Annotated in this window: 15 protein-coding genes; 4 read left to right on the forward strand and 11 right to left on the reverse strand. The window is 72.5% G+C overall.

From position 1 onward, the window contains the following. Positions 1 to 27 precede the first annotated feature (27 nt). Positions 28 to 1,500 carry a carboxyl transferase domain-containing protein gene (locus IEQ44_RS14290; RefSeq protein WP_193639144.1) on the forward strand — a complete coding sequence of 491 codons (1,473 nt, stop codon included), beginning with the start codon at positions 28 to 30 and terminating at the stop codon, positions 1,498 to 1,500. Between the two features lie 82 nt (positions 1,501 to 1,582). Next, positions 1,583 to 2,149 (forward strand): hypothetical protein, encoded by a 567-nt coding sequence (locus tag IEQ44_RS14295; protein WP_193639145.1) that lies wholly within the window; start codon positions 1,583 to 1,585, stop codon positions 2,147 to 2,149. 10 nt (positions 2,150 to 2,159) lie between these two features. Here the strand turns inward: IEQ44_RS14295 and IEQ44_RS14300 are convergent, their stop codons facing one another. From IEQ44_RS14300 to IEQ44_RS14325, 6 genes are read right to left on the reverse strand one after another with little or no spacing between them, the layout of a single operon-like run. Continuing rightward, positions 2,160 to 3,506: an AI-2E family transporter gene (locus tag IEQ44_RS14300; protein ID WP_193639146.1), complete on the reverse strand. Its 1,347-nt coding sequence runs from the start codon at positions 3,504 to 3,506 to the stop codon at positions 2,160 to 2,162. Positions 3,507 to 3,536: 30 nt separating this feature from the next. Further along, complete coding sequence (locus IEQ44_RS14305; RefSeq protein ID WP_227487518.1) at positions 3,537 to 4,334, reverse strand: ABC transporter ATP-binding protein; 798 nt, start codon at positions 4,332 to 4,334, stop codon at positions 3,537 to 3,539. Continuing rightward, positions 4,331 to 5,344, reverse strand: coding sequence for a FecCD family ABC transporter permease (locus tag IEQ44_RS14310; protein WP_193639147.1), 1,014 nt, complete (start codon positions 5,342 to 5,344; stop codon positions 4,331 to 4,333). Before IEQ44_RS14310 ends, IEQ44_RS14305 begins: the two co-directional genes overlap by 4 nt. Next, a complete protein-coding gene (locus IEQ44_RS14315) occupies positions 5,341 to 6,330 on the reverse strand; it encodes a FecCD family ABC transporter permease (RefSeq protein WP_193639148.1) in 990 nt (329 codons plus the stop codon). Before IEQ44_RS14315 ends, IEQ44_RS14310 begins: the two co-directional genes overlap by 4 nt. Next, positions 6,323 to 7,153, reverse strand: a complete 831-nt coding sequence (locus tag IEQ44_RS14320; RefSeq protein ID WP_193639149.1) for a siderophore-interacting protein — start codon at positions 7,151 to 7,153, stop codon at positions 6,323 to 6,325. Before IEQ44_RS14320 ends, IEQ44_RS14315 begins: the two co-directional genes overlap by 8 nt. Continuing rightward, positions 7,150 to 8,172, reverse strand: a complete 1,023-nt coding sequence (locus IEQ44_RS14325) for an ABC transporter substrate-binding protein (protein ID WP_193639150.1) — start codon at positions 8,170 to 8,172, stop codon at positions 7,150 to 7,152. Before IEQ44_RS14325 ends, IEQ44_RS14320 begins: the two co-directional genes overlap by 4 nt. Before the next feature lie 54 nt (positions 8,173 to 8,226). On the opposite strand from IEQ44_RS14325, the gene IEQ44_RS14330 reads away from it, so the two are divergent. Then, the gene (locus tag IEQ44_RS14330) at positions 8,227 to 9,030 is read left to right on the forward strand and encodes a helix-turn-helix domain-containing protein (protein ID WP_193639151.1); all 804 of its coding nucleotides are present in this window, start codon (positions 8,227 to 8,229) and stop codon (positions 9,028 to 9,030) included. 6 nt (positions 9,031 to 9,036) lie between these two features. On the opposite strand, the gene IEQ44_RS14335 is transcribed toward IEQ44_RS14330, so the two are convergent. The 4 genes from IEQ44_RS14335 to pdhA all read right to left on the reverse strand — a co-directional run bounded on the left by IEQ44_RS14335 (position 9,037) and on the right by pdhA (position 13,835). Further along, complete coding sequence (locus IEQ44_RS14335) at positions 9,037 to 10,017, reverse strand: DUF2804 domain-containing protein (protein ID WP_193639152.1); 981 nt, start codon at positions 10,015 to 10,017, stop codon at positions 9,037 to 9,039. A gap of 90 nt (positions 10,018 to 10,107) precedes the next feature. Further along, a complete protein-coding gene (locus IEQ44_RS14340; RefSeq protein ID WP_193639153.1) occupies positions 10,108 to 11,679 on the reverse strand; it encodes a dihydrolipoamide acetyltransferase family protein in 1,572 nt (523 codons plus the stop codon). Positions 11,680 to 11,691: 12 nt separating this feature from the next. Continuing rightward, the gene (locus IEQ44_RS14345; RefSeq protein ID WP_193639154.1) at positions 11,692 to 12,678 is read right to left on the reverse strand and encodes an alpha-ketoacid dehydrogenase subunit beta; all 987 of its coding nucleotides are present in this window, start codon (positions 12,676 to 12,678) and stop codon (positions 11,692 to 11,694) included. After that, on the reverse strand, positions 12,675 to 13,835 hold the full coding sequence (pdhA, locus tag IEQ44_RS14350; RefSeq protein ID WP_193639155.1) for a pyruvate dehydrogenase (acetyl-transferring) E1 component subunit alpha: 1,161 nt from the start codon (positions 13,833 to 13,835) through the stop codon (positions 12,675 to 12,677). Before pdhA ends, IEQ44_RS14345 begins: the two co-directional genes overlap by 4 nt. A gap of 118 nt (positions 13,836 to 13,953) precedes the next feature. On the opposite strand from pdhA, the gene IEQ44_RS14355 reads away from it, so the two are divergent. Continuing rightward, the gene (locus IEQ44_RS14355; RefSeq protein ID WP_193639156.1) at positions 13,954 to 14,862 is read left to right on the forward strand and encodes a cation diffusion facilitator family transporter; all 909 of its coding nucleotides are present in this window, start codon (positions 13,954 to 13,956) and stop codon (positions 14,860 to 14,862) included. Between the two features lie 110 nt (positions 14,863 to 14,972). On the opposite strand, the gene IEQ44_RS14360 is transcribed toward IEQ44_RS14355, so the two are convergent. Beyond that, a complete protein-coding gene (locus IEQ44_RS14360) occupies positions 14,973 to 16,514 on the reverse strand; it encodes an MFS transporter (protein WP_319804690.1) in 1,542 nt (513 codons plus the stop codon). Positions 16,515 to 16,687 lie beyond the last annotated feature (173 nt).

Below are 16,687 nucleotides of genomic sequence, written 5' to 3' on the forward strand. Positions count from 1 at the left end.
CACCTCCCGGGCGCCTACCCTGTGTCCATGACCCGCCTCTCGGCCCGTGAGCTGATCGACCTGGTCCTCGACGACTCCTCGTGGCAGTCCTGGGACACCGCGCCCAACCACTCCACGGCGAGCGGGGCGTACGCCGAACAGCTGGCGTCGGCGCGCGAGAGGTCGGGCGTCGACGAGTCGGTCATCACCGGCGAGGGCACGCTGCGCGGACGGCGCGTGGTGGTGCTGGCCGGCGAGTTCGCCTTCCTCGCGGGCTCGCTCGGCACGGCCTCCTCGGACCGCCTGGTGACGGCCATCCGCCGCGCCACCGCCGAGGGCCTGCCCCTGCTCGGCGCCCCGGTCTCCGGAGGCACCCGGATGCAGGAGGGCACGGTCGCCTTCGTGCAGATGGTGCGCATCTCCGAGGCGATCGCGGCGCACAAGGCCGCCGGACTGCCCTACTTCGTCTACCTGCGCCACCCCACGACCGGCGGCGTCATGGCGTCGTGGGGCTCCTTGGGGCACATCACCGTCGCCGAGCCCGGCGCCCTGCTGGGCTTCCTGGGCCCCCGCGTCTACGAGGCGCTCTACGGCGAGCCGTTCCCCGAGGGCGTCCAGACCTCGGAGAACCTGTTCGCCCGCGGCATCATCGACGGAGTCGTGCCCCCCGAGGAGATCGGCGAGGTGGTGCACCGGGCCCTCGAGATCATCGAACGCGCCCGGCACCCGCGAGCCGTGACGCCGGACCCGGGCCTCCCGCAGGTGACCGCGGTGGACGCGTGGGAGTCGGTCACGCGCTCGCGCAGCCCCGAGCGTCCGGGCGTACGCCGGTTGCTCAAGTACGCGGCCAGCGACGTCCTGCCGCTCAACGGCACCAGCCAGGGCGAGGCCGACCCCGGGCTGCTGATCGCCCTGGCGCGGTTCGGTGACGCGCCGTGTGTCTTCCTCGGTCAGGACCGGCGCAGCCAGACCCCTGACCACCCGATGGGACCCGGTGCCCTGCGCGAGGCGCGGCGCGGCATGCAGCTCGCCTCGCAGCTGCAGCTGCCCCTGGTGACCGTCATCGACACCCAGGGTGCCGCGCTGAGCGCCGAGGCCGAGAACGGCGGGCTGGCCGGCGAGATCGCGCGGTGCCTCGCCGAGCTCGTGAGCCTCGACGCGCCGACGCTCTCGCTGATGCTCGGCGAGGGCACCGGGGGCGGGGCCCTGGCGCTGCTCCCCGCGGACCGCGTGGTCGCCGCCCAGCACGCGTGGCTCTCCCCGTTGCCGCCCGAAGGGGCGAGTGCCATCGTGCACCGCACCGTCGACCACGCGCCGGACATGGCCCGGGCCCAGCACGTGCGGTCGACCGACCTCTTCGCGCGCGGCACGGTCGACCGCATCGTCGAGGAGCTCCCCGACGCCGCCGAGGAGCCCGAGGCGTTCTGTCGACGGGTGGGCGCGGTGCTGGAGCACGAGCTCACCCAGCTCCTGGCGTCCGGCCCTGGGGCCCCCGCGGACCGGGCGGCCCGCTACGCCTGAGCGCCCACCTGGTCAGGCCTCCGCGCGACGGACTTCAGCGAATCCGTGCCCGTCGGGGCCTCCGTCCTGTGACCATCGGGGGGTGAACCTCACCGGTCCCCAGCCGCAGCACGAGATCGACGAACTCCTCGCACCTGCCCCCCGGCCGCCCGCCGCCATCTGGGTGGTGGCCTGGACGTGGGTGGGCATCCACCTCCTGTGGCTGGCGCAGACCGGCATCGACGACGTGCCCACGGGCACGCTCCTCTTCGGGGTGCTCCTCAGCATGGGATTCATGACCTGGGCGTGCACCGGGGTCCTCCGTGCCCGCCGGGGCCGGATGGTGCTGGCCTGGGTCTTCATGGCCGTGGCCGTGACCGGCGCGATCATGGAGTTCTGGGAGACCGAGGACGCGCTCGACGTGGTGGTCGCCCTGGTGGTGCTGCCCGCCACCCTCGTCTCCGCCGGCGCCCTGGCCCTCTACCAGCGCAGCGCGTGGTACCTGTGGAACCGGGAGAAGCCGCTGCTCGCCCGGAGCGCACCCATCGCCCACGTCATCGTGCTGGGGCTGCTGGTCGGGGCGCTCTCCGGCGTCTCGGCCAACGTACGCATGGAGTCCGGCGAGCCGCAGTTGCCGGAGCCGCAGCCCGGCGAGGTCGTCGTTCCCTGACCGGGACGCCTCAGGAACCGCGAGTCGCGGAGCGCCTGGCGCGACGTGCCTTCACCTTGGTGATGACCGTGCCGACCTTCTCGCCGACACCGGCGAGCGGGTTGTAGGGCGGGTCGGCCTCGTCCTCCTCGTCGGGTCGAGGCAGTGGTGGGTCGCCGCCGGCCAGCACGGCCCGGTCGGACTGCTCGGACAGGTAGCGGAAGATCACCGCACCCACGGCGGCGACCGGCACGGCGAGGAAGGCGCCGGCGATGCCGAAGAGCCCACCGCCGAGCGTGACCGAGAGCAGCACGATCGCCGGGTGCAGGTTCATCGACTTCGACTGCAGGATCGGGGAGAGCAGGTTGCCCTCGACCTGCTGCACCACCACGATGAGCAGCAGCACCCACAGGGCGCCGGTGATGCCGTTGGAGACCAGCGCCACCAGCACCGCGATGGCACCGGCAGCGATCGCACCCACGATCGGGATGAAGCCGCCGAAGAAGGTCAGCACCGCCAGCGGCACGGCCAGGGGCACCCCGATGACGAGGAGTCCGATGCCGATCAGGATCGCGTCGATGCCGCTGACCAGCGCCTGGGTGCGGATGAAGCCGCCCAGGGTCTGCCAGATCCGCGTGGAGACCTCGACGAGGTGGGAACCGACTCCCGGACCGGTGACGTCACGCAGCCACGGCTGGAACTTCCGCCCGTCCTTGAGGAAGAAGAAGGTCAGGAAGGCGATGACCACCAGGTTGATCAGCACCGTGGTCAACGCACTGACCCCGGTGATCACGCCACTGGCGATCACGTCGGCGGAGTCGGTCAGCCGCGCCTGGGCAGCGGCCAGGAACTCGTCGATCTGTTCCTTGTTGAAGAGGTTGGAGTCCTGGACCCAGGTCTGCAGCTCCTCGATGCCCTTGACGGCGTCGTCGGCGATCTCGGTGCTCTGGTCGGCCACCGACGGCGCCATCAGGTAGACGGCCCCGGTCACCAGCGCCACACCGCCCAGCAGCGTCGCCGCCGCGGCCAGCGCCGCCGGGAACCGGAGACGGCGCTCGAAGACCTCCGCGAACGGGGCGAGCACCGCGGTCACGAGCAGCGCAAGGGCGACCGGCATGAGAATGCCCCACGTCTTGCCGATGACTTCACCGACGATGACCAGGGCGATCGCGATCAGGATCCACCGCGCGCTCCACGTCGCCGCCCAGGCGATGCCGCGGCCGATGACCTCCTCCTTGCGCGGACCGGAGGGCAGCTGGCTCACCGCGTCGGCGGCGGCCAGCTCGGCGTCGCGCGTGCCGGGGGCAGCGGACTCGTCGGGACGCGGAGCGGGGTCGCGCAGCGACTCGTGCTTCGGGTCAGGCGTGGGAGCAGACATGGGGGAAGTGTGGCAGGTCTCGCCCACGTTTCAGTGCGGCACGACCATGGGAGTGCCCGCGACAGGGTCGGGCACGACCTCGCACTCCATGCCGAAGACCGTGCGCACCAGCTCGGGGGTCATCACCTCGCCCGGCGGACCGGCCGCCACCACGGCGCCTGATCGCATCGCCACCACGTGGTCGGCAAAACGGCACGCCTGGTTGACGTCGTGCAGCACCGCGACGACCGTACGACCCTCGTCGCGCAGCCGAGCCAGCAGCCGGAGCAGCTCGTACTGATGGGCGATGTCGAGGAAGGTGGTGGGCTCGTCGAGCAGCAGCCACGGCGTCTCCTGAGCCAGCACCATCGCGATCCAGGCGCGTTGCGCCTGGCCACCGGAGAGCTCCTCCACCCGGCGCTCGGCCAGCTCGACGACGCCGGCCGCCGCCATGGCCTGCTCCACGGCCGCCTGGTCGACGGTCGTCCAGCCGGAGAGCATCCCGCGGTGCGGATGGCGGCCGCGCCGCACCAGGCCCTCGACGGAGATGCCCTCCGGCGGGCTGAGCCGCTGCGGCAGGAAACCCACCTGGCGGGCGACGTCGCGCGGGCGCAGGCGACGTACGTCCTCGCCGTCGAGGGTCACCGCACCCTCTCGGGGTTCGAGGAGCCGCACCATTGCCCGCAGCATCGTCGACTTGCCGCAGGCGTTGGCGCCGACGACCGCCGTGAAGGCGCCGTCGGGCACCACGACGTCGAGGCCGGTGGAGATCACCCGCTCGCCGTAGGCCAGGGTCAGGCCCTCGGCCCGCAGCCGACCGTGCACGTTGCTCCCGTCGAGCAGGGTCATCGCTTCACTTCCTTCACGAGCAGCCAGGTGAGGTAGAGGCCGCCGACCGCGGTGGTCACCACGCCGACCGGCAGGGGGACGGGACGGGTCAGGGTCTGGGCGAGCAGGTCGGAGGCGACGAGCACCAACGCCCCCGTCACGCCGGCCGCGAGCAGCGGCACCCCGGCGCTGCGGGTGAGTCGACGGCCGATCTGCGGCGCGGCCAGCGCCACGAAGACGATCGGCCCCGCGACCGCGGTCACGGTCGCCGTGCACCCGACGCCGAGCAGCACGAGGACCAGGCGGTGCGCCCCGAGGCGTACGCCCGTGGTCACCGCCACCTCGTCGCCCAGCGCCGCCTGGTGCATGGTGCGCGAGGCGAGCCCCAGCCCGAGGGCCAGCAGCCCGACGACCGCGCAGGGCATGACGACGTCGTCCCAGCCGAAGCCGTTGAGCGAGCCCGCGCTCCAGGCGGTCGCGGCGATGGCGACGTCGAGCTCGGCGCGCATCACCACCCACTGGTTGAACGCGGTCAGCATGGCGTTGACCGCGATCCCGATGACGACGAGGCGCAACCCGCTGAAGCCCTGGCGCCGGGAGAGCAGGTAGACCGTCAGGGCGGTGGCCACCCCGGCCGCGACGGCACCGACCGCGACCGCCGCCGAGGAGACCTGTCCGGTCGCGCCGATGCCGACGCCGAGGGTCAGCACCAGCAGCGCCCCGGTCCAGGCCCCGGCGTCGAGGCCGATGATGTCGGGGCTGCCCAAGGGGTTGCGGGTGAGGTTCTGGAAGACGGCCCCGGCGAGCCCCAGCGCGGCGCCGAGGACCAGCGCGGCCACCACCTGCGGCAGGCGCCACTGGGTGATCACGAGCACCTTGTCGCCCCGCCCGACCAGGGCGGAGAGGACCTCGCCGGGAGGGCTCCACGTGGGCCCGTGGGCGAGCGCGACGAACCCGACCGCCAGGGCGGTCACGAGGATCACCCCGCAGGCGGCCAGGTAGCGGCGGAGCTCGGCGGCCGGGGTGCTCACAGGGCGACCGTCCCGTAGCGCCGGACGACCCAGACCAGCACAGGCCCGCCGAGGAACGCGGTGACGGTGGCGACCGGCACCTCCCCGGTGGTCAGCAGCACGCGGGCCAGCACGTCGGCGGCGAGCACGAGGACCGGTCCGCCGAGCAGGCACAGGGTCACCAGCCAGCCGATCGAGCCCGCGGCGGCCCGACGCACCACGTGCGGCACGATCAGCCCGACGAAGGCGATCGGCCCGGCGACGGCTGTGGCCGCGGCAGCGAGCGCGGTGACCACGAGCAGGGTGAGCACCCGGGTGGTGCGCACCCGCGTGCCGAGGGTGGTGGCGACGGCCTCACCGAGCGCCACGGCGCTGAGCGACGGCACCAGCAGCACCGCCGCCACGAGCGCGACGGCGATGACCGCCAGCGGCAACTCCAGCGCCGTCTGCTCACGGCCGGCCAGCGACCCCACGGACCAGTAGCGATAGCTGTCGAAGACCTCCGGCCGGGTGAGGCGGATGCCCAGGCCGAGACCGGCGAGCACGGCGCTGAGGGCGACGCCGGCGAGCAGCAGGCGCAGGGGCGACTCCCGCCCGACCGCGTAGACGGCGGCGGTCGCCACGACGGCGCCGACCGCGGCGGCAGCGAGGGTGGCGCCCTGGCCGTCGAGGCCCCACAGCGCGGTGGCCACGACGATGGCGAAGGAGGCGCCTGCCGTCACGCCGAGGATGCCCGGCTCGGCGAGCGGGTTGCGGGTCATCGTCTGCACCAGGGCCCCGGCGACGGCCAGAGCCGCACCCACGGCGCACGCCAGCCAGAGTCGCGGCAGGCGCAGCTCCCGCACGACGACGTGGTCGTCCGTGCCGGCGTACGCGGTGAAGGCGTTCGCCACCTCCGTCAGCGGGACGGCGCGGGACCCCACGCAGAGGCTGAGGGCGGCGACGGCGACCAGCGCCACCACCACCCCCACCAGGCCGAGCAGGCGCCTGGCCGATCCCTCATTCATCGAACTCGACCACGCCACGCTTCCAGTAGCCGGTGACCAGGGCGTCGATGCCACGCTCGCGCGCCCAACGGCGCAGCGGCCGGACGTCGCCCGCCTCGCCGGCGGCGAAGAGGAACGTGTCGGCGGGCAGCTCGAGCCCGGCGACGACGTCAGCGGCCCGGGATCCGTCGGCACGGTCGAACCACTGCACGCGTACGCCCGCGCGCGCCGCGAGCGGGTAGCCGCGCTCGTGCTCGTGGTCGACGTCGAGGACCACGTCGGCCGAGACGTCGGCAGGAGACTCCTCGAGCCAGCGGGCGACGGCGGGCAGTCCGGTGGGATCGGCGACCAGGACGTAGTGGCCGTAGGTGTGGGCGAAGACCTTCGCGCCGGGCGGGCCCGCGACCACGACCTCCTCGCCCACCTCGGCGCGGACGGCCCACTCGGAGGCGAGGCCGCCGGGGTGGAGCACCACGTCCAGGTCGAGCTCGCCCGCTGCAGCGTCGAACCGGCGCACGGTGTACTTGCGGCTCGGCGGCAGGGGGCGCGGCCACGTCAACGCTCCGCTGGCGTCGGGCACCGGGTCGGTGCGGGTGCCGTCCGGCTGGGCGAAGACCACCTTGACGTGGTCGTCGGCCGCGTGGGTCTCGAAATGGGCGAGCTCGGGGCCGCGCAGGGTGAGCCGGAGCATCGAGGGCGTCACCAGCTCGCGCGTCGCCAGCACGGTGCGGGTCAAGCGGATCGGGTAGCCGATCCGGGCCGTGCCACGCCCCGTGGCTCGGAAAGCCTCGACCTTGGCCCCGGGGTCGACGCGGCTGTAGTCGTCGTGCGCGGAACCGCTCACCTCAGCTCGTCGAGGGCCGCGTCGAGGGCATCGAGCGTCTTGAGCGCGGAGGTGTAGGTGACAGCCTCCGTGAAGCGCAGCCCGAGGGTGCGTCCCGCCTCGACCGCCGGCAGGTTCTTCCACAGCTGGGAGTCCAGGACGTACTGGACCTCCTCGGACGGCTTGCCGTCAGGGCCCACGGTGTAGGTGATGACGTCCACGTCGGCGAAGGCCTCGGGCAGCTCCTCGATGGAGGGGTACTCCGAGACGTCGGCGGAGCCACCGCCCTTCTTCTTCACCTCACCGGTGTAGGTGACGCCGACGTCGGTGGCGATGTTGGTGCCCCAGCTGCCGGCGAACTCACGGTGGAAGCTTCCGGCGGAGATGTCGCCGTAGGCACCGACGTGACCGAAGGCCAGACCATCGAGGGTGTCGGCGTGCTCGGCCTTCAGCTCCTCGACACGCTCGGTGTAGGCGTCACGGGCCTCCTCGAACCCCTCGAGGGCTCCGGCGGCGTCGGCCTGCTTCTCGGAGTCGGTCTTCCACGCGTCGGGCACTGTCGGTCCGATCACGACGACCGGCGCGATGCTCTCGAGCTTCTCCATGTCGAGGTCGACCAGCGCGGGCTGCGGCACGCCGATCACGATGAGGTCGGGGTCTGCCTCGGCCACGGCCTCGTAGCTGGTGGCGGCGGCGGTCTCGCCGGCCACCTTCGGCAGCTCCTCGTAGGTCGCGGCGTGCTCGTCGCTCATCAGCGGCAGGCCGCGCGACCACTCGGAGATGCCGACCAGCTCGGCGTCGGCCTCGATCAGCACCGGCACGGCATAACCGGTCGCCACGACGCGCTGCGGGTCGGCCGGGATGGTGATCTCACCGTTGTCGGCGGCGAACACCCGGGTCTGCGACGTCTCCGCCCCCTCGCCACCGTCGTCCTCAGAGGAACCGCAGGCAGCGAGTCCGAGGCTGACCAGAGCGGTCACGGCAACGACGGTGAGGGAGCGGTGAGCACGGCTGGACCGTGCGGGCAGGGGCGTACGCATGTGAGTAAGGTAAGCCTTACCTTTTGCCCGCACGTAACGCTCAGAGGACACCTCATGTCCCTCACAGGACACTTCCCCCACCGCCTCCTGCACGGCGACGTGCTCGTCGAGGAGTACGCCTACCGCGTGGGCCCGCCCACCGGAATCCTCGTGCTGCGCTACCCGAGCGCCGAGCGCGCGACCCACTTCCCCGAGGCCCGTGACGACCACCGCCACCAGCTGTTCTGGTCACCGGACGGCGTGCTGGCCGTGCGCCGCGGTGGCGCCACCACGCACCTGGGGCCCGACCAGGCATTCTGGGCAGCCCGCGGGACGACCCTCGAGGTGACCACCTGGGGTGCGCAGCCGGTGGTGGTGGCCTGCGTCCGCGAGATGCCACCACAGCTCGTCGGAGTGGGCGCCGCCACGGTCGAGCTCTCCGACAGCGCCCGGGCAGCGCTGACCGGGCTGTGCCGCCCCGGCCTGCCCGATGACCACGCGATGGACCTCAAGAGCGTGCTCCTGAGGGGGGTGACCGGGCCCACCCGACTCGAGTCCGTCGGACGGGGCACCGGTCCGGCGAAGCAGGTGGCGGCGGCCATGCTGAGCGACCCGGCAGACCCCACCGAGCTCACCGAGTGGGCGCGACGGCTGCACATCTCCCTCAAGACGCTGCAGCGCGACTTCGTGCGGGAGTACGCCATGTCGTGGACCCACTGGCGGGTCCGGATGCGTCTGCAGGCCTCGACCGCGCTCCTCGGTCGCCACAGCGTCACCGACGTGGCCCACCGCGTCGGCTGGGCGAGCCCGTCGGCCTACGTGCAGGCCTTCCGCAAGGAGTACGGAGTCACCCCTGGAGCGTGGGCGCGCGAGTCGTAGCACGCGTCACCAGCGGTTCCGGGCCTCCTCGACCCAACCGACGAGACCGTCGAGGGAGACCCGCTCCCCGTCGTCGGTCGTGGCCCAGCCGGAGAAGTGCCCGAAGCACTGGTGAGTCTCCCCCGCGAGCACGACCAGGTTGGTCGTCGCGACCCGCTCGTGGAAGGGCGTGAAGGTCGCGTCGACCCGGGGGCCACCGACGTGCCAGGGCTTGAGCCAGTCGGCGCGGTCGTAGCTCCACTCGAGCACGTCGCTGATCTTGTGCAACCGGCCGTCGACGAAGAGGGCGTTCTCGGTCGACCCGGTGCCGTCGGTCCACTGGCCGCCGACCTGAAGCCCCACCCGGCGAGCGGGGTCGTAGCCGGCGCCCCAGTTCCAGGTCATCGAGTAGGGCCACTTGCCACGGCCGTGGTCCAGCACCGCGAAGCTGCCCTCGCCGACCTCGTGGGTGACCCCCTCGATCGTCAGGGTGCCGCTGACCGGTCGCGCCACGTCCTTCACGGTGTACTGGAAGCGGGTCTCGCTCCACGGCACCACCACGCCGAGCGACTCGTGACCCGGCGGCAGCGGCACGTCGAGATGGATCTCGACCGCCCCGGCCTGCGCCGCGATCGACGTGCTGTCGGGCCGCTGGTCCAGCGTGATGCGTACGCCCCCGCCCGAGGTCCGCGCCAGGCCGCGCCCGCTCACCTCGGGCAGCACGACGCCGCGGCCCAGCGGGACCAGACCGTCCTCCGCCCACTCGCGCCCGGTGGCGCGCTCGAGGACGTACAGGCTCGGCACACCCGCGTAGTCGAGGCTCGAGAGCACCACCCCCACCACGTGGGTCGGCGTGACGATCCCCCAGTACTCCCAGCGCTTCGCCCGCCCCCACCCCTTCAGGTTGGCGCGGTGCAGGGGCGTACGCGTCCAGCCGACGGCTGCCGGGTTGAGGCGGCCGTCGGGCAGGCAGAGGTCGACGGGCTCGGTGATCTCTCGTTCGGTCACGGACCCAGACTCTCACCAGGCCCGGTGGTTGCGGTGGATCCGAGTCACCGGGTGGCTCGGATCCACCACAGCTCGGCCTGGAGCTGCGACCTAGAACTGCAGGGCGTTGGCCGGGTCGCGCATGATCGCCGCGACGTCGGCCAGGAACCGCGAGCCCGCGGCACCGTCGACGTGGCGGTGGTCGAAGGAGAGGGCCAGGGTGGTGACGTCACGCGCCACCACCTCGCCGGACTCCTCGTCGACCCACGGCCGCTTCGTGATCGCCCCGAAAGCCAGGATCGCCGCCTCGCCGGGGTTGATGATCGGCGTGCCCGCGTCGATGCCGAAGACCCCGATGTTGGTGATCGTGAAGGTGCCTCCGGCCTGCTCCGCCGGCTGCGTACGCCCCTCCTTGGCCGTCGCGGTGAGCTGCTGCAGGGCGCGGGCCAGCTCGAGCATCCGCATCCGGTGGGCGTCCTTGACGTTCGGCACCACCAGTCCGCGGGGCGTGGCCGCGGCGACGCCGAGGTTGACGTAGTCCTTCAACACCACCTCGCCGGACTCGCCCGCCTCAGCGTCGAAGAAGGAGTTGACCTCGGGCGTCCGCTTCATCGCCAGCATGCAGGCACGGGCCAGCAGGAGCATCGGCGTGACCTTGACGTCGGCATACTCCGGCCGCTGCCGCAACCGCTCCAGGTAGCGCAGGCTGCGGGTCACGTCGAGCGTGACCCACTCCGTCACGTGGGGCACGGTGAAGGCCGAGGAGGTCATCGCCTGCGCCATCATGCGGCGTACGCCCTTGACCGGCTCGCGACGGTCCCGCGGATCGGAGCTGCTCGACGCCGGGGGCGCCGCTGGTGGGGGCACCGCCGTCGCGTCATACGGACGGGGCACTGGGTGGCTCCCTCCGTATGACGCCGTGGAGGTTCCGGAGGAGGCGGTCAGACCCGCGGCGGCGAGCACCTCTTCGGCGGTGACGAGACCGTCGTCGCCATTAGGGCGCACCGAGGCCAGGTCGACCCCCAGCTCCTTGGCCATGGCGCGTACGCGGGGCCGGGCCCGCGGACGCGACCCCTCCTGCGCCGGCTCAGCGGTCGGCGGCAGTGGCCGGGCGGGCACGACCGGTTCCTCGGCGCTCACCACCTCCTGGCTCTGCGCTCCGCCGGGCGCGAACGCCCCCTGCACCTGCATCTGGGTGGCGGCCCCGGCCAGCGTCGACGGTGACGCCGAACCGGTGCGGGGCCGGCGCACGGGCCCGCGGTCCGCCTTCGTACGCCCGACGAGGCTCTCGCCGCTCGACCCACCGCTGGCGGCGGGGTTGGAGAGGTCGATCTCCATCGGCTCCGCATCGGAGGCACCGCCGTCAGCGGGCTGCTTCTCGGCAGACTGCTTCTGGCCCGACTGTTTCTGGGCCTCGTCGTCGGCCGCGGTGCCGGCAGCAGGCTCGGCGGGGTCGCCGATCGCGATGATCGGCTCCCCGACCGGCACGGTCTGACCGACCTCGACCAGCAACGCCAGCACGGTGCCCGCGAAGGGGGACGGCAACTCGACGATCGACTTCGCGGTCTCGATGTCGACCAGCAGGTCGTTGACCTCGACCACGTCACCCACCTGGACGCGCCACTCCACGATCTCGGCCTCGGTCAGGCCCTCGCCCACGTCGGGCAGCAGGAACTCAGCCATCTCGCTCCCCTCTCAGTAGTCCATCGAGCGGTCGACGGCGTCGAGCACCCGGTCCAGGTCAGGCAGGAAGTCCTCCTCGATGCGCGACGCCGGGTAGGGCGTGTCATAACCACCCACCCGCAGCACCGGCGCCGCGAGCTCGTAGAAGCACTCCTCGGCGATCCGGGCGGCCACCTCGGCGCCCATCCCCAGGTTGACGTGGGCCTCGTGCGTGACGACGGCGCGCCCGGTGCGGCGTACGGAGTCGAGCACCGGACCCATGTCGAGCGGCGAGAGCGTGCGCAGGTCGATGACCTCCAGCGACCGGCCCTCCGACGCGGCCGCCTCCGCGGCGGCCAGTGCCACCTTCACCTGCGGACCGTAGGCCAGCACGGTGACGTCGGTGCCGCGGCGTACGACCCGACTGGCGAAGAGCGGGTCGGGCGTGGCATCGACGTCGAGCTCGGCCTTGTCGGCGTGGTACTGCCGCTTCGGCTCCAGGAAGACCACCGGGTCGTCGCAGGCGATGGCCTGCTGGATCATCCAGTAGCCGTCGACCGGGTTGGAGCAGGCCACGACCTTGAGGCCGGGGGTGTGGGCGAACTGCGCCTCGGGTGACTCGGAGTGGTGCTCGACGGCGCCGATGCCGCCCCCGAACGGGATCCGGATGACCATCGGCATCTTCGTGCGCCCCTGCGAGCGGTAGTGCATCTTGGCGACCTGGCAGACGATCTGGTCGTAGGCCGGGTAGACGAACCCGTCGAACTGGATCTCCACCACGGGCCGGTAGCCACGCAGCGCCATGCCCACGGCGGTGCCGACGATGCCCGACTCGGCCAGCGGCGAATCGATCACCCGGTCCTCGCCGAAGTCCTTCTGCAGGCCGTCGGTGACGCGGAAGACGCCGCCGAGCTTGCCGACGTCCTCCCCCATGACCAGCACCTTGTCGTCGGCCTCCATCGCGGCCCGCAGGCCGGCGTTGAGCGCCTTGGCGAGCGTGACCTTCTGGGTCTGGGTCATGCCGCACCCCCGTCGAACGACGCGTGGTAGGCCTCGAAGCCCTCGCGCTGGGCGCGCAACTCCTCGGTCTGCTCCGCGTAGACGTGCTCGAAGATCGCCGTCGGCGCCGGGTCGGGCATCGCCTTGCAGCCCTCGCGCAGGTGGCGGCCCAGCTCGTCGGCCTCGGCGGCCAGGTCGGCGAGCCAGGTGTCGTCGACCAGCCCGTTGCGGCGCAGGTGCACCTCGAGCCGCTTGATCGGGTCGCGCAGCTTCCAGCGCTCCACGTCGTCGTTGAGCCGGTAGCGGGTGGGGTCGTCGGTGGTGGTGTGCGCCCCCATCCGATAGGTGTACGCCTCCACGAACGTCGGCCCCTGGCCCTCCCGCGCGCGTTGCAGCGCGGCCTTCGTGACGGCGTACGTCGCGAGCACGTCGTTGCCGTCGACCCGCACGCCGGGGAAGCCGAAGCCGAGCGCCCGCTGGTAGAGCGGGATACGCGACTGGCGCTCGATCGGCTCGGAGATCGCCCACTGGTTGTTCTGGCAGAAGAAGACGACGGGGGCGTCGTAGGAGGCGGCGAAGATGAACGCCTCGTTGACGTCGCCCTGGCTGGAGGCCCCGTCGCCGAAGTGGGCCACCACTGCCGCGTCGCGCTCGGGGTCGCCGGTGCCGACGACGCCGTCGCGCTGCATGCCCATCGCGTAGCCGACCGCGTGCAGGGTCTGCGCCCCGATCACCACGGTGTAGAGCCCGAAGTGCTTCTCCTCCGGGTCCCACCCACCGTGGTCGACACCGCGGAAGAGTCCGAGCAGGTCGAGGGGGTCGATGCCGCGGGTGTAGGCCACCCCGTGCTCACGGTAGGTCGGGAAGACGTGGTCCTGGGCGCGCAGCGCGCGACCGGCGCCGACCTGGGCGGCCTCCTGGCCGAGCAGCTGCGCCCAGAGGCCGAGCTCGCCGTGGCGCTGCAGCGCCGTGGCCTCGGTGTCGATGCGGCGCACCAGCACCATGTCGCGGTAGAACCCGCGCACCGTGTCGGCGTCGAAGTCGATGTCGAAGACCGGGTGGGCCAGCCGCTCCCCCTCCGGCGTGAGCAGCTGCACCAGCTCGGGCTCGGAGTCGCGGGGCGGTCCGAAGACGTCCTCGAACGCGGCTCGCGGCCGCTCGGGGGTGTGCTGGGTCATGGGGCTCCCTTCGCCGGGGCGTGGAGGCGGGGTCACCGCTCTCCAGCGTCTTCGTCGTCCTGGCTCGGAGTCGGGGTGTGACCCAGAGCACATTCACCATGAACCTACCCTGAACCCCATGACGGACGCACACGGGCACGGTCACGGCATCGGCGCGCACGCCGGCGCCCGGCACCGCTGGCGCCTGGCGGTCGCCCTCGCCGTCATCGCGACCTTCTTCGTGGTCGAGCTCGTCGCCGGCCTGCTCGCCCAGTCACTGGCCCTGCTCTCCGACGCCGGCCACATGGCCTCCGACGTGCTCGCCCTGGGCGCGGCCCTCGCCGCCACCCGGATCGCGGCGCGTCCCGACCGCAGCGGCCTGCGGACGTTCGGCTCCTACCGCTCCGAGGTCTTCGCCGCCGCCTTCACCGCCCTGCTCATGCTCGGGGTCGCCGTCTTCATCCTGGTCGAGACGTGGCAGCGCGTGGGCGCCGACGTCGAGGTGGCGGGCGGCCCGATGCTCGTCGTAGGCGCCCTCGGACTGCTCGCGAACCTGGTCGCCCTGGCCCTGCTGCGGGGCGGCGCCGGCGAGTCGATCAACGTCAAGGGTGCCTACCTGGAGGTGCTGGCCGACACGCTCGGGTCCGTGGGCGTGCTGGTCGCCGGGGCGATGGTGCTCTGGACCGGCCAGGCCTGGTGGGACACCGGGGTGGCGCTGGCGATCGCGGCCTTCGTCGTCGTGCGCGCGGTGATGCTGGGCCGCGAGGTGGTCGCGGTCCTCGGCCAGCACGCCCCGGCCGGCATCGTGCCCGCCGAGGTCGAGCGTGCCCTGGCCGAGGTGGCGGGCGTCAGCGAGGTCCACGACCTGCACGTGTGGTGCCTGACGTCGGGGATGAACGTCGCCACCGCCCACCTGGTCGCCGACCCCGGCCGGACCGACGAGGTGCTCGCCGCCGCCGGGGCGGTGCTGCGCGAGCAGTTCGAGGTCGAGCACGCCACCCTGCAGGTGGAGAGCGCCGACCACCGGTGCCACGTCACCGACTGGTGACCTCTGCACCGAGAGCCTGCGGGGGCCACGACGGCGGAGGTTCGCGGCGAATCGTCGCCCTACGACCGGAATCAGGCCGAACTTCCGCAGGTGTGGCCCACCCCTGACGCTCAGTGGCGCAGCGCGCGACCGGCCACCACCGCCATCAGCGCCGTGAGCAGCACACCGACGCCGGCCGTCAGCACGACACCGTGGTCGAAGGCCCCGGAGGCCGACTGCAGCAGCGCCTCGCCCAGCGCGCCGGGCCACGACTCGGCGACCTCGACAGCGCCGGCGAGGGTCTCCCCCGCGAGGGCCGTCTGGTCGGCCGGCAGCTGCGACGGCACCTCGACGCCGGTCCGGTAGGCGAGGTTGAGCAGAGACCCGAGCACCGCGACACCGAGCACCGCCCCGACCTCGTAGGCGGTCTCGGAGACCGCCGAGGCGGCCCCGGCCTTCTCGGGCGGCACGGCCGTCAGGGCGAGGTCGTTGGAGATGGTCTCGGCGAGCCCGACACCAGCCGACAGGATCACGAAGCCGACCAGCAACGCCACCAGGGAGCCCTCCGAGCCGAGCAGGGCGACCACCGCATAGCCAGCGGTGTTGAGCAGCAGGCCGATCACCACGACCTGGGCGGCGGTCAACCGCCGCACGAGGCGCACGGCGAGCAGGCCGCAGATGATCGTGACGACCAGCCCGGGCACCATCAGCCAGCCGGCCGCCATCGGTGAGTAGCCGGCGACGAGCTGCAGGTGCTGGCTGAGGAAGTAGATGAAGCCGACGAAGGCGAAGACCGCCACCAGGTTGGTGGCCAGCGCGCCGGAGAAGACCCGGTTGCGGAAGAGGCGTACGTCCAGCATCGGCTGGGGCCGCGCCAGCATCCGGCGGACGAACGCGACCCCGGAAGCCAGACCGACGACCGCGGCACCCACGACGACCACGGCAGAGTCGTCGGCACCCGCGGCCTTGATCGCGAAGACCAGTCCGCCGAGCGCCAGCACCGCGAGCACGATGCCGACGGGGTCGACCGGACCCGGGTCGGGGTCGCGCGACTCCGGCAGCAGCACCGGCCCGAGCACCAGCAACGGCACCAGCACGGGCACCGCCATCAGGAAGATCGAGCCCCACTCGTAGTGCTCCAGCAGCCACCCGCCCACGATCGGTCCGAGCGCGGCTCCGCCGGAGAAGCCGGAGGCCCAGATGGCGATCGCCTTCCGGCGCTCCTGGGCGTCGACGAAGATGTTGCGCAGCAGCGAGAGCGTGGCGGGCATCAGCATCGCGCCGAAGAAGCCCAGGGCGGCGCGCGCAGCGATGAGCCATGCGGCCGTGGGGGCGAACGCGGCTGCGGCGGAGACGACGGCGAAGCCGGTGGCGCCGACGAGCAGCAGGCGACGTCGGCCGACGCGGTCACCGACCGACCCCATCGCGACCAGGAGGCCGGCCAGCACGAGCGGGTAGGCGTCGACGATCCACAGCAGCTGGGTCGCCGAGGGCTGGAGGTCGCGAGCCAGCGACGGGACAGCGAAGGAGAGGGCGGTGTTGTCGACCGACACCAGCAGCACCGGCAGCATCAGCACCACGAGGGCGGCCCAGCGACGGCGCGGGCTGCTGATCGGGCTGGTCATCACGGGAGGCGCGACGGGTCCTGCGGGGCGTGCCAAGGTCTCACTCACCGAATAACTGTACCGACTGGACGGTTCGGGAACTCAATCCTCGACCACGGTCCCGACGGACTGCGGCCACAGCGGGCTGCGGCGCTACCCTCCTCCTCAGTGTGAGGCTTCTGCTGCCGCTGTTGCGGTGGTTGGATCCCGAGCACCTGGTGTCTGGCTCGTAGCCTCCGTGC

The organism is Nocardioides malaquae, assembly GCF_015070385.1.
Taxonomy (GTDB): Bacteria; Actinomycetota; Actinomycetes; order Propionibacteriales; family Nocardioidaceae; genus Nocardioides; species Nocardioides malaquae.